Raw genomic sequence first — 12,948 nt, forward strand, 5'->3', positions numbered from 1 at the left:
CACAGGTCGCCGCAGTCGGGGGTGAATTTTGCGGTGATGCCACCGCCCGTGAAGAGGTCGACGATGTGGCCGAACTCGTGGGCGGAGGTGATCGGGCTGGTCCCTTCGCCGGGGAGGATCATGCTGCCGGTCGTCTCCTGGTTGGAAGCGCCCATGGGGACATGGGCGAGCTCGGGGAAGGTCAAGACTGGCTCATCTCCGACCAAGTAGTCGGACGGCTCCGCGCAGGCCACCCCCAAGAACGAACAGTCGGCCGAGCTCGTGTTCGAGAACACGAGCACCCGCGGTGAGTACGTCCCCGGCGGCGTGTCGCTCGGGTACATCCCGTTCGAGTACACCAGATTCGCCGAGTGCCAGCGTTTGGACCCCGTCACCGGATCGGTCATGAAGCCGTCGATGAAGTCGTACCAGCTCTGCACCAGGTGATACGCCGACTGAGCGGCGAGCTCCGGCTCGGTGTTCTCCGCGAAGGTACCGGTGGCCTCGAGCACACGCGCGGCGTGGGCGACCAGACTCTGGCCCTTCATCGACTCCCCGCCGAGCGCCAGCAGTACCACCCGCTCCGTTGCGAGCTGGATCTCCAGCGTCGCGTCCTCCACCGATCCCAACAGCGCCGTCCCGGTCGTCAGCACGTCCAGGTCGGTGTACTCCGGCGACACGAAATCGCCGCCGCCGTCCACCGTGCGCACCGTGATCCCCTGCGTGTCCGGGAGCCCGGACACGGCCAGCTCCCGCAGGCTCAGGAGCGGCTGCACCGCCCCCGGGAACGTCGGATCCGCGTCCACGATCACCCGCGCCAGCATCGACCCCTGGGGCCGTCGCACGAAGCCCGCCCAGCCGATCGCCTGCGTCATGGGCATCGCCACGGGCGTGGCGTGCACGACCTCCAGCCCTTGTGCGGATGCCTCGTTCAGCTGCGCGCCCGCGTGGACCTTCATCGAGTGAATCGCCTTGGCGGCATGGACCCGGGCCTCCGCGTGCTCGTACGGCGTGCGCCCATCGATGATCGCGCCCGTGATCGACACGGCTCCCTCCGGCCCGTAGACCAGCGTCACGATCCCATCCGGCGCCAGCACCGGGATCCCGCGGTACGTCTGCGAGAAGCGAACGATCGTCAGCGCTCCGGCCGACGAGCGAAAGTCGCTCATGCGGTGGAGCTCGAGATCATCCGCCGTCAGTCCCGCAGAGAGACCGAGATCCGCGGGGTGCTCGACGATCCACGCCTCGAAATTCGCCTGGATCGCCTCGTCGGGATCATCGGCCGATGCGGGATACAAGACGGCGTTGCGCGCGGCGAGGCCGTACGTGCTGCCGTCGGAGTGGCAGGTACGATCGATCCCGCAGTCGAGCGGATCGAGACCAGGCGGCGCGAACGAACACGGTAGATCGCACGCAGCTCCGGTGAACGGCCCCTCGCAGGCGGGCAGCGGTGTTCCATCGCAGTCTTCGTTCGCCCGCTCGACCCGAGGAGTCACCGAATCCAGCCGTTCGATGACCGTGCTCGAGCGTCCCTCTCGACGTTCATCCGCCAGCTCCTCGTCCACGCAACCGGCCAGCACGCACGCGACCATCACCGCAGATCGACCATTACCCACGTCACCCGGGCTGACACCCCGGGGAACCCGTGCAACACGGAGGCGTCGATTTCGATCACTTCACACAATTCACGCCGGCCGCAGCGCCTGTCCGTGCTCGCTGGCCGCAATGAGTCGAGCCCGATCGAAGCGGCTCCGATGGGCTGTTATCATCGACGGTGATGCGAGCACTGGCGTGTGTGGGACTGCTGATGGTGTTCGTCGCGAGCGGCTGCGTCGCCAAGACGGCCGCCCCACCCGAGGCGAGCGCGAGCCCGGTCGCGGGGGCGGGCGAGCCTGCTGAAGATGCGGTCGCCGAGGCCCAAAGCGAGCTCATCCCGCGCGCGGTGATCTTCGGCAATCCCGAGCGCACTGCCGTGCAGGTGAGCCCGGACGGCAAGTGGATCTCGTGGCTGGCGCCTCGCGACGGCGTGCTCAACGTGTGGGTGGCACCGGCCGGCGATCTCGCCAAGGGCAGGCCCGTCACCGCCGCGAAGACGCGGCCGATCACCCTCATGGAGTGGACGTTCGATGGCAAGCACCTCGTCTACGAGCAGGACGAGGACGGCGACGAGAACTTCCACTGGTACCGCGTCGCGGTGGAGACCGGCGAGGTCGTCGATCTGACTCCGATCGACGGGGTGCGTGCCCAGGGTCCGTGGCTCTCGTCCCGCAAGCCGGACACGATGCTGGTTGGGCTCAACGATCGCGATCCCGGGGTGTTCGACCTCCATGCGATCGACCTCGCGACCGGGCAGCGGCGGCTGGTGGCGCGCAACGATCGGAAGTTCACGGGCTGGATCGTCGACCACGACCTCGAGGTGCGCTTGGCCCAGACGATGACGGAGACCGGCGCGCTCGTGTGGATGGTGAAGCGCGGCAACGGCTGGCGACACTACGACGAGATCCCTGCGGAGGACACGGGCAGCACCGGCATGCTCGGCTTCGACGCGACCGGGCGCTCCTACTACATGTTCGACAGCCGAGGGCGCGACACCGCCGCACTGGTGCTCGTGGACGCGAAGACCAAGACCAAGCGCCTCGTTCACGCCGACGAGCGAGCCGACCTCGAGCCCTGGCTCCATCCCTGGTTCGGGCTCGGCCCCAGGGTGCTCGTGCACCCGACGGAGGCGACGGTGCAGGCGATCGTGGTCGATCGCGAGGAGCCGCGCTGGGTCGTGCTCGATCCGCGCGTCGCGGAGGACTTCGACGCGCTCGCAGGGCTCGACTCCGGCTTCCCCTACGTCACTTCGCGCACGCTCGACGACCAGACCTGGATCGTCGGATTCGAGAGCGACGTGCGCTCGGACCGGTTCTACCGCTGGGATCGGCGGACGCAGGAGGGCGAGTTCCTGTTCGCGGAGCGGCCCGCGCTCGATCGGCACGCGCTCGTGCCGATGCATGCCGTCACGATCGACGCCCGCGACGGGCTGCCGCTGGTGAGCTACCTGAGCCTGCCCGAGCATGCGGATCCCGACGGCGACGGGAAGCCCGAGCGGCGTACGCCGATGGTGCTGCTCGTGCACGGCGGCCCGTGGGTTCGCGACCGCTGGCGCTTCTACGACCTCCACCAGCTGCTCGCCAATCGCGGCTACGCCGTGCTCTCGGTCAACTACCGCGGGTCCACCGGCTTCGGCAAGGCGTTCACGAACGCGGGCAACGGGCAATGGGGCAAGGAGATGCACGATGATCTGCTCGACGCCGTGGCGTGGGCGGTCGAGCACGGCATCGCCGAGAAGGATCGGGTGTGCATCGGGGGCATGAGCTACGGCGGATACGCGACGCTGGTGGGGCTCACGCTCACGCCCGATGCATTTGCGTGTGGGGTCGACATCGTGGGTCCCTCGAGCCTGGTGACGCTGTTCGAGCAGCTCCCGCCGTACTGGCGACCGGGGATGAGCATGTTCTACGAGCGGGTCGGTGACCCGCGCACGCCCGAGGGCAAGCAGGCGCTCCTCGAGGTCTCACCGCTCACCCACGCGGCGAGGATCACCAAGCCGCTGCTCATTGGTCAGGGGGCCAACGATCCGCGCGTGAGGAAGTCCGAGTCGGATCAGATCGTCGCCGCGATGAAGGCCAATGGGATCCCCGTCGGCTACGTCGTGTTCCCCGACGAGGGGCACGGGTTCGAGCGCCCCGAGAACAATCAGGCGTTCTTCGCGATCGCCGAGGCGTTCCTCTCGGTGCACCTCGGCGGTGGGTATCAGCCGATCGACGAGGCGGAGCTCGCGGCGTCGTCGATGGTGATCGAGGCCGGGAGACGGTGGCTGCCCGGGCTGCCGGCCGAGGGTGGGGGACGCGAGTGAATTTGGCCTGGCCTTGGCCCGGCCTGGCCGGCACGAGCGCCTACTCTTCCGGTAGTGCGGGCATCGAAGCGTCGGGAGCGGGGGCGCCGTGCGGCAGGGCGTAGTCGTTCGAGTCCGGCAGCGCGCTGGCCTTGCCGGTGGTGGTACCGCGGCGGGAGTGAGGTGATCGAGCACGGGGTCATGCAGCCTGTCAGGCGAACCCGAGGAGACGTCGGAACTCAGCTCGACGAGGTCCGTGTCGGCGCACTGGCAACCGACGGGTGAGACGAGCGCCAGGAGGAGCGGGGTGAGTGAACGAGGGGTCATGCAGCTCTCCATCACTGGCATGCCTCCTCCGGCTCTTCGCCGTCGCAGTAGTCGACCTGCATGATCCCGGGTGTGGTGCAGCGGTCGACCCAGCACGACTCGCCGGGAAGGAAGGTGAAGAACGTGCTGAGCTCTCCATCGACCTCGAACCTCAGCTCTCGACATGGCTCGATGAGCTGCACGCGAAGGTGCTCGACGCCCATGTTGGCAAAGAAGTGCAGCGAGCTCTGGCCGACGCCAGGTTGCAACTCGAGCCATCCATCCTCCCCAGGGGTCCACTCGTAAGTGGAGCTGATGCCTGCGGCGAGCGAGCAACTATCATAGAAGCTCGTTGCCATCCCGTTGGGCAGGATCTCGAAGTTGAAGAGAACGGGGGTGCCGAGCGGATCACCTCGTTCGCCGAAGACAAGGTAGGGATTCTCCGCGTGATAGCGACCGATCCAGCGCGAGGCGTCGAAGGGGTCGCCGCTGCTCCCGCCACTCCCGCTGCCCGAGGCGGATGACTCGCCGGTCGAGCTCGAGGAGGCGTCCGAGCCCAGCTCGACGGGGACTGAATCGGCGCACTGGCAGCTGGCGGGCCAGATGAGCGACAGGATGAGCGTGGTGATCGAGCGAGGAGTCATGTAGCTCTCCTTCGGCGCCTCGCGCCGAGTAGGAACAACGTGACGAGGGGTAGCCAGCCGCCGCGCGAGGCTCGGGCTCGGCAGTCGCAGCCGTTGGGATCCGTCTCCACGCCAGCGGTTTCGGTCTCGGCCGCGCCCTTCCTCGGCTGGCTCCTCGGCCACACAACCGGCCAGCACGCACGCGACCATCACCGCAGATCGACCATTACCCACGCTTTCCGGGCTGACACCCCGGGGAACCCGTGCAACACCGAGCCGTCGATTCGATCACTTCACACATTTCACGCCGGCCGTAGCGCCTGCCCGTGCTCGCTGGCCGCAACTGGCCAAGCCCGATCGATCGAGTGGGTTTCGCCATCATTCCCACCTGAGGCGCTCGCGAGCTGTTGTCGTCGACGGTGATGCGAGCGCTGGCGTGTGTGGGACTCCTGGCGGTGTTCGTCGCTGGCGGCTGCGTCGCCAAGACCGCCGAGGTGCCCGAGGCGAGCGCGAGCCCGGCCGCGGGTGCGGGCGAGCCTGCGGCAGATGTTGTCGCCGAGCCCGGGAGCGACCTCAGTCCGCGCGCGGTGATCTTCGGCAATCCCGAGCACACTGCCGTGCAGGTGAGCCCGGCGGCCGGGGATGAGCATGTTCTACGAGCGGGTCGGTGACCCGCGCACGCCCGAGGGCAAGCAGGCGCTCCTCGAGGTCTCACCGCTCACCCACGCGGCGAGGATCACCAAGCCGCTGCTCATTGGTCAGGGGGCCAATGAGCAGCGCGTGAGGAAGTCCGAGTCGGATCAGATCGTCGCTGCGATGAAGGCCAAGGGGATCCCCGTCGGCTATGTCGTGTTCCCCGACGAGGGGCACGGGTTCGAACGCCCCGAGAACAATCAGGCGTTCTTCGCGATCGCCGAGACGTTCCTCTCGGTGCACCTCGGCGGTGGGTACGAGCCGATCGACGAAGCGGAGCTCGCGGCGTCGTCGATGGTGATCGAGGCCGGGAGACGGTGGCTGCCCGGGCTGCCGGCCGAGGGTGGGGGACGCAACTAGGCTGCGTCCGGCTTGCACGAGCGCATACTCTTCCGGCAGCGCGAGCATCGGGGCGTCGGGAGCGGGGGCGCCCTGCGGCAGGGCGTGTCTGGCGTACTATCTGTTTGGGGGATGGTGTCGCCCGACTGACTTTTCGCTCGAGGGGGGATATACTCAATGGGTTCGTGATGTCGAGTCTCCTGCGCGTCCCCGCCCCGCTGGGGTTGTTGATCTGCGGTGCGATTGCTGTGTTTGCGACCGGCAACGCCGGTGCGACAACGTGCATCACGTATCAACCGGAGATCTTCGAGCTGACGTTTCGGGAGATCACACGGGACGGCACGGCCACAGAGGATCCAGTTGGTCTCGGTGAGATTCGGGAGATGGACAGCACGGTGTCCCAGGACGGCGAGGGCGTTCTCCTGAAGGTTGAAGGAGACGACAAGAGCCTTGCGAAGTTCTATGCGCTCGATTCGACGATCACCCCCACGGACGCGGTACAGGCTCACATCGACGAGATCGACGGCAAGTCCACCCGAGGTGGTGCGCTGTGTCCCGGTGTTCCCCTCGAGGTGGTAAGGCCCGGTATCTACGTCTTCTCCCGTGACTGGGGGGGCGGTGACGGCTCGGCCATCATCGAAGATCCAGTGGTCACCGTCCCCGCGGATCGCCAGCAGGTGCTCCTGGACTTCGACTACAGTGGCTCCGCGTGGACGGCGGTCTACGACGTCGACGCGACGCACTTCGACGGCGAAGAACCGGGCTGCGGGTGTTCCACTGCACCGTCCGACCGGGGGTGGACGATGGTGCTCGTGTTCTTGGGCCTGCTCGGTCTGCGTAGATGTCCGTGATCTGCCCTCCCAGTCACCCGCGACCACGAATTACGACCCAAACGGGGTTGAGTCGTGGCGGATCCAGACGGACCCCTTTTTTCGGGGAAATTCCACTCAGAATCTGCAGGAGGCTCGCAACCCCACGTAGAATGGGATATAGGAGACGAGCCAGCCGCGCGCGGCGAAGAGCGACGTGCGTGTCGTCGAGCGGAAGCCTCCGTGGAGCTCGATGTCGAAGCGGTTCACCGAAGCGACGACGGCCGCCCCGAGTCGGTAGGCCATGCCGAGGCTCGAGTACCACCCGTCCTGCGCCTCGGGGTTGAAGCGTCGCGTCGCCGCGGACTGGGCCAGGTGGGTCGCGACGTTGGGGTCCCAGTCGACGTCGAGTCGCACGCCGGGGATCCTCCAGTACACGCCGAGCCTCGTGCCCCCGCCCACCTGTACGGCGTGGGCGACGTAGGCCGCCCGTCGCTGTCGCACGAGCCCCACCGAGGAACGCAGCGTCCAGCGCAGGAGGCCGCGCCGCAGTACATCCACCTCGCCGCCGAGGTCCGTGCGGAAGTCGGCGAGGTCGAAGCCTGGGAGCGGGATCCGATGATCGACGAAGACGTCGAGGTCGTGGCCGGGCCGCACGTCGACGATCCGCAGGTCGTAGCCCACACCCACGACGGGCGCGGCATCGAGGCCACCGAGCGCCGAGACCCGATGAACGATGCGCTCGTGCTCCAGCCCTGCAGGCGCAGCCGCGGCTCCGCCGGCCGACGACAGCGTCACCACCAGCGCCAGTCCGGGCCCCGCCCTGCGCCACCCGATCACGAGCCCTCCAGATACTCGACGATGCGCGGCTGGACCTCCGCGTAGGCGAATGCAACGTCGTGTCCGTAGCCGGGGACGACCACGAGCTCGTGCTCGGCGAAGTACCCGAGCTGCTCGCGCTCGAACGCCTCGGTAAACAGCTCGTCGTCAGCGCCAGCGAAGCCGAGCACGGGACGCGGCAGGCGACGCAGGCCCCCCGTGAAGTTGAAGACGGGCGGATCGTTCGGCGGGATCAGCCTCAGCTCGGCGTAGAGCGCCGACTGGCAGACCGCGCCGAAGCGCCGATACTCCGGGATCCGGGCCGGGTCGATGTGAAACCCGGGATGGAGCGCGTCCAGCATCGATGCCGCCAGCAAATAGTCCATGCGAGCATGGTCGTCCTGCGCGAAGATCTGGTGACTCCACAGCACGTCGGCGGTGCCCTCCCACAGGCCGCTCCCGATGAAGTCGGCCTTGGCGTACAGCGCCCCGCTGAGCGGGGCGGGGGAGATCAGCACCAGACCGTCGACATCCTCGGGGTAGCGATCGACATAGGCCGCCGCGTAGGTCCCACCAAACGAGAACGCGACCAAGTCGACCTTCGCCTCCGGAGAGTAGTGCTCGACGAGCGCGTGCAGATCCTCGAGGTAGAGGTCCCAGGTGACGTCGCTCGGATCGTGTCGCCGCGACAAACCTGCGCCGCGCTGGTCCCAGAACACCAGGAAGTGATCCTCGGCGAGGCCATGGCCGTCGTAGACCTCGTGGTACGGCAGCAACCCGAAGAGCGAGCTGCCGGGGCCACCGTGCAGGAACACGATCACTGGATCGTCCGGGTCTCCGAACGTACGCACGTGGAAGCGGCTCCCGTTCAGGTCGATGAACGGCAGGGTGTCGTCCTCGTCGACGGTGCCCGGCACGAGGGTGTCCGGCGCGGATGGATCGAGCAGCTCGCAGCCCGCGACGAGCCCGGCGAGCATCGACACGAGCACCGGACCCGCGGGGCATCCAGGGACGAGCAGAGCGATCCCGGTGCGGACGCTCGCGAGCCCGGCTCCGGGGGCAACGTCGGTCATCGCCCGTCGAACACCGCCGCTCTAGCGATCTGTCACCGCAACCGAGGGGAGGTGGCACCCGCGTGTCGCGCAGCTCGTGGCGCTTGGTCTCGAGTGTAGGGTGACTGCGCGCCGATCGAGGCGAGCCCGGCTGGTTTGCGCCCGTGAGGTCGTCGACGAGGCGTGAGCCTCCGGGCAACGGGACGTCACCGGCAATCGTCGCCGGCAATCGTCACCGCCATTCGCGAGATCTCGGTCGCATCGGCAAAGCGCGTGAATCGGAGGGAGTACCGGCCGGCGCGCAGATGGAGATCATGGTCGAGCTCATGGTATGGGGCCCCGACGAAGTGCGACTGGCACCCCAGCGCACATTGCTTGAACTCCACCGAGCCGCGATAGCCCTCGCTCGGAGCGGCCGTGATCCGGTAGCGGCCATCGGCAGGGATGTCGATCGCGACGTAGCCGAACACCTTGCCGTCGCGCGGACCGAGCGCCGTCGCGGCGTCGCAACCGAGCGAGACCTCGACGGGAATCGCCACGTCGCCGTCGCATCGTGGGCGCAGTGCCTCGGGAGCGTCGCACGGGAACAGCGGGTACCGATAGAGGCGCGCCCGATCGCAGAACCGCTCGGTGCTCTCGTAGTCGGTGACCAGCTCGTCGAATCGCATCGCCGTCGCGGCCTCGAGCGCAGCGATCGCCTCGTCGGCGGTCGCGTCGATCGGTGCGGCTTCACGAAGCGCGGAGGTGACGTCGGGCCCGTGGTAGCGGTGGAGATACGAGAAGAAGTGCCCCGCGCGTGGGTACCACGGATCCGGGAGCGGCCCGTCGGCGCTCGCCTCGATCCCGTCGCGCAGGGTTCCCAAAGCGACGAGGCGATCGGGGTTCACCTCATCGTCGCCGCCGAAGGCCTGTGCAGCACCCTCTTCGAAGAAGCGGAACCGGGTCTCGCCTCGTACGGCGTGGATGAGCTCGTGCTCATGCGGAGCGCGGCGCGTGTAGATCGTGCCCTCGACCTCGCAGGCATAGGCATCGAAATCGCACGGATTCGACCCCCCTTCCGGGTAGAGCACGTAGGTCGTGCGGCCGATCGGGAGATCCATCGCAGCACCGGCGAGAGCCAGGTATCGATCCATGTAGGGGAGCGTGCCGGCGCACAGCTCGACGTCGTGTGCGACCGGTGCGAAGTCGAGATGGTCTCCGCTCCACACGATCGGCGGGAGCTCCTCGCCGGGGGAACACGCCCCGGCGCACACGACACACAAAAGGAGGGCACGCGTCATGATCACCCCTCCCCATGCCACCGCGCGGGAGCAATGGCAATTGTCCAAGGTTCGCCGTCGACCGTTTCCTTGATCTCGAACCCCGAAGAGGCCCACCCATCTGCATCGTGCGTCACGACGATCGGCGTCGCGTTCGTCACCCAGCGGTGGCGGCTCTCCCCTAGGGCCGAAACACCAGCGCCGAATCGGGCGGCGCCCGGTGCGATCGTCAACGTCGCCCCCTCCGCGACGGCGGGCGCCCGCTCCCGAAGCTGCAAGTGGAGACCGTCGACGGGGATCGTCATACCATGCGCGACGATCGTCGTGCCGCCCGAGTGCAGCGCGAGGTTCTCGAGCGCGCCGCTCGTGATCGCGAGGGTGCTCGTCGTGTCGAGCGCGGAGAATCCATCCGCGGCGGGCCCGACCAGCGACGCGCCACCGGACGCAAGGCCCAACACCACGGCCTCGGGAGGCGGGTCGACCTCGACGAATCGCGTCGCGTCGTTCTCGTCCGCCGACGAGCAGGTCATCGGCGCAGGCTCGTCGGCGCCGATCGGATAGATCTTCGATATCCATGCGGAGTGCACCGAGATCTCGACGTTCTGCACCGCCCCTGGGGGATCGAAGGTCCACATGCCGGTTTCGAGCATGTCGCCAAAGTCGAAGCTCCCGTTGTCATCTGCGTCGCATTCCTGCAGCGTCGAGGCGATATCGGTGTCGTCGCGGAAGGCCGCGATGCAGGCGCCCTGGTTCTCTGCGACGTATTCGGCGACCTTCAGGACCGCGTTACGCTTGGCGGTGTTGAGCACGCCGGGGAACGTGTCGTGGGCGAACATCTCGATCTCGTCGACCATCGAACTGCAGCCCTGCTCGATGACGTCGATCCAGCACGCGCGCTCGTGCGGCTGGGCGCAGTTGGGCGAGCTGGGATCCCACAACGGACAGCACGCCATCACGAGCGGGTCGCTGTAGCTGTCGCCGTCCGCGATGGGGCCAAAATCGAAATCGAGGAACGCCGTCTCCGGGGAGCCCTCGAACGCATGCTCGACCACGACGTCGACCGACACGAGACCGCCGCATTGGTAACGGTACCCATGTCTATCGGCCTGCGGGTCGAAGAGGCAGTAGTCGTCGACGGGTGTCGGCCCTGCTCCCGTTTCGTCGACCCCCTCGTCGGGCTGGTTGCCCGTGCCCTCGCCCCCGCCGTCGGTCGCACTGCCGGACAGTGATTCGAACTCCTGATCGCTGGGCGTCGGATCGCCACACGAGACAATGCCGAGGAGCGGAAACAGAGACCAGGCAGCAGGCAATCGATCGTTGAGCATGCCGGCGAGGATTCGCCGGTGGCGACACGTCGCAACCACGGCTTCGCGGATTCATGGATCACCCGGCGCCTCGAGGCGCTCGACCAGCCGGCGCGGCTACCCGACGATTGTGGTCGCGATGGAACCCTACCCCTCCGGGTTGAGCGCCATCAGGCGCATGCCGCCGGGATACCCGTAGGACGTGATGGTGGTGTAGCCGACGCTCACGATCCCGAAGGGTCCGTCGCTCTCGGCCACGTGGCTGCCCTCGCCGATCTCCCAGTCGGCGACCTCGTACCCCGCGCCCACGGCCGAGAAGCCCTCGACCATCGTGCCATCGACTCGCACCGCGGGGCCACCGATCGGGCGCGTCACCTGCACGTAGTGCACGTCATAGTCGGTGCCGGTGGCGAACGCATAGCGGTCGAGGAACTGCTCGGCCGGCACGAGCTGGATCATCGCGGGATCGCCGGTACCCGCCCCCTGGTTCTGCGACTCGAGGTACTGCACCGGCAGCACGGGTCCATCGGCCTCGATGACGAAGCTCTCGGTGGTGATCAGCTCGACCCACTGCCCCCGGTCGACCACCACGGGACCGCCGGTCTGGTCGGGGGTGGTGGTGATCTGCACGCCGTCCTCGCCGGCGAAGATCCGCCAGTGGTAGTCCTCCGAGCCGCGGGTCGGCGCATGCGCGGCCACGTAGGTCTGCCCCCAGTAGGTGATGGGGAGCATCTGCTCCTCGATGTGATCGCAGGTGTTGGCGCCCACCGGAACGCTGGGGCAGGCCGACGCTCCCATGACCCACACCGGGTGGTCGGCCACCACGATCGTGCCCGAGACGTCGACCCCGAACGCGGCCGCGACCTGCAGCGTGTCGTGGCGATCGAGCGTCACCATGCCCATCCCTCCCGCGGGCACCGCGGCCACGCCGTCGCCCGCGAGCGTGGCGACCGGGCTCACCCAGGTCACGGTGGTGCCGTCGACGGTGGCGATCACGTCGAAGTAGGAGAGGTGCCCGGCATAGTACGAGCCGGGATACGAGGCGATCACGTGCTCCTGCGCCAGCGCGTGCTCGGGCAGGAGCATGCTGGCGTCGTTGGTGGCCTGGCCGCCGATCGGCGAGTGCTGGTAGGCGACCACCGGGATGTCGGACTCGACGCGGAACGAGCCGCCCGTGCGCAGGGCCGACTCCGCATCGAACTCCTCGCCGTCGAGCTCGAGCTGCACGACCTCGCCCGGGGCGAGCATGACCATGGCACCCACCGGCGTCTCGATGCCACCGGGGCTCTCGTAGAGCTGCACGGTGGCCGTCAGCGCCTCGGAGGGATTGCCCACCACCAGCGCATCGGCCACGCCCGCGTAGTAGTTGTCCATCTTGAGCGCGAGGAACGAGCATCCCACGGAGCTCGGGGCCGCGGTCGCCAGCTCGCACAGCGTCTGGCAGGCGCCGGCCAAGCAGCCCTCGGCGGGCCCGCAAGGGCTGGGGGGGCCAAAGCCCGCTCCATCGTCGGCGCAGGTGAGCACGGCCCCGTCGTCGCTGCACACGGTCTCGCCCGGCTGGCAGGCCACGCCCATGCAGGCTCCGTCCACGCAGGTGCCGAACGGAGCGCAGCTCTGGGGCTGCCAGTCGCTGCAGTCCTCGGCGCACACGAGCACGTCGTCGCCATCGCACCCGCCGATCGCCCCGGGCTCGCACGCGCACCCCGGACTCGTGGTCGAGCCGCCCTCCGACGAGCCGCCGTCGGCCGTGCTCTCCGAGCCGGGGGGCGTGGGTTCCCCGGTTCCGAAGCTACCGTCCGAGCCCTCGCTTCCGCCCGCGGCCGTGCAAGCCGCCAGCACGATCGAGCACCCCCATCCCGCGCGTCCCGAGATCGATCCCATGTGC

Annotated in this window: 12 protein-coding genes; 4 read left to right on the forward strand and 8 right to left on the reverse strand. The window is 68.2% G+C overall.

Annotation, left to right across the window (positions count from 1 at the left end):
- Window positions 1-1,475, reverse strand: a 1,475-nt coding sequence (locus OEB96_RS20705; RefSeq protein WP_266218103.1) for a hypothetical protein, incomplete at its 3' end; no start/stop codon positions are given.
- A gap of 281 nt (window positions 1,476-1,756) precedes the next feature.
- Between OEB96_RS20705 and OEB96_RS20710 the strand changes: the two genes are divergently transcribed.
- Window positions 1,757-3,880: a S9 family peptidase gene (locus OEB96_RS20710; protein ID WP_266218104.1), complete on the forward strand. Its 2,124-nt coding sequence runs from the start codon at window positions 1,757-1,759 to the stop codon at window positions 3,878-3,880.
- Window positions 3,881-4,197: 317 nt separating this feature from the next.
- On the opposite strand, the gene OEB96_RS20715 is transcribed toward OEB96_RS20710, so the two are convergent.
- On the reverse strand, window positions 4,198-4,809 hold the full coding sequence (locus tag OEB96_RS20715; protein WP_266218105.1) for a hypothetical protein: 612 nt from the start codon (window positions 4,807-4,809) through the stop codon (window positions 4,198-4,200).
- Complete coding sequence (locus OEB96_RS46675) at window positions 4,806-4,973, reverse strand: MYXO-CTERM sorting domain-containing protein (RefSeq protein WP_407674666.1); 168 nt, start codon at window positions 4,971-4,973, stop codon at window positions 4,806-4,808. Before OEB96_RS46675 ends, OEB96_RS20715 begins: the two co-directional genes overlap by 4 nt.
- A gap of 222 nt (window positions 4,974-5,195) precedes the next feature.
- Here OEB96_RS46675 and OEB96_RS20720 point away from each other — a divergent pair, with 222 nt between their 5' ends.
- The 3 genes from OEB96_RS20720 to OEB96_RS20730 all read left to right on the forward strand — a co-directional run bounded on the left by OEB96_RS20720 (window position 5,196) and on the right by OEB96_RS20730 (window position 6,671).
- Entirely contained in the window at window positions 5,196-5,459 is a 264-nt protein-coding gene (locus OEB96_RS20720; protein ID WP_266218106.1) for a hypothetical protein, read from the forward strand.
- The gene (locus OEB96_RS20725; protein WP_266218107.1) at window positions 5,431-5,841 is read left to right on the forward strand and encodes an alpha/beta hydrolase family protein; all 411 of its coding nucleotides are present in this window, start codon (window positions 5,431-5,433) and stop codon (window positions 5,839-5,841) included. Before OEB96_RS20720 ends, OEB96_RS20725 begins: the two co-directional genes overlap by 29 nt.
- Window positions 5,842-6,008: 167 nt before the next feature.
- Window positions 6,009-6,671, forward strand: coding sequence for an MYXO-CTERM sorting domain-containing protein (locus OEB96_RS20730; RefSeq protein ID WP_266218108.1), 663 nt, complete (start codon window positions 6,009-6,011; stop codon window positions 6,669-6,671).
- Window positions 6,672-6,767: 96 nt separating this feature from the next.
- Here OEB96_RS20730 and OEB96_RS20735 read toward each other — a convergent pair whose 3' ends face one another.
- The 5 genes from OEB96_RS20735 to OEB96_RS20755 all read right to left on the reverse strand — a co-directional run bounded on the left by OEB96_RS20735 (window position 6,768) and on the right by OEB96_RS20755 (window position 12,944).
- Complete coding sequence (locus OEB96_RS20735) at window positions 6,768-7,469, reverse strand: hypothetical protein (protein WP_266218109.1); 702 nt, start codon at window positions 7,467-7,469, stop codon at window positions 6,768-6,770.
- Complete coding sequence (locus OEB96_RS20740) at window positions 7,466-8,521, reverse strand: alpha/beta fold hydrolase (protein ID WP_266218111.1); 1,056 nt, start codon at window positions 8,519-8,521, stop codon at window positions 7,466-7,468. The genes OEB96_RS20735 and OEB96_RS20740 overlap by 4 nt, the downstream gene beginning before the upstream one ends.
- A 185-nt stretch (window positions 8,522-8,706) precedes the next feature.
- The gene (locus OEB96_RS20745) at window positions 8,707-9,780 is read right to left on the reverse strand and encodes a hypothetical protein (RefSeq protein WP_266218113.1); all 1,074 of its coding nucleotides are present in this window, start codon (window positions 9,778-9,780) and stop codon (window positions 8,707-8,709) included.
- 2 nt (window positions 9,781-9,782) lie between these two features.
- A complete protein-coding gene (locus OEB96_RS20750) occupies window positions 9,783-11,084 on the reverse strand; it encodes a hypothetical protein (protein ID WP_266218114.1) in 1,302 nt (433 codons plus the stop codon).
- Between the two features lie 126 nt (window positions 11,085-11,210).
- Window positions 11,211-12,944, reverse strand: coding sequence for an IgGFc-binding protein (locus OEB96_RS20755; protein WP_266218115.1), 1,734 nt, complete (start codon window positions 12,942-12,944; stop codon window positions 11,211-11,213).
- Between the last annotated feature and the right edge of the window lie 4 nt (window positions 12,945-12,948).

The organism is Paraliomyxa miuraensis (genome assembly GCF_026337845.1).
In the GTDB taxonomy this organism is placed as follows: domain Bacteria; phylum Myxococcota_A; class Polyangia; order Nannocystales; family Nannocystaceae; genus Paraliomyxa; species Paraliomyxa miuraensis.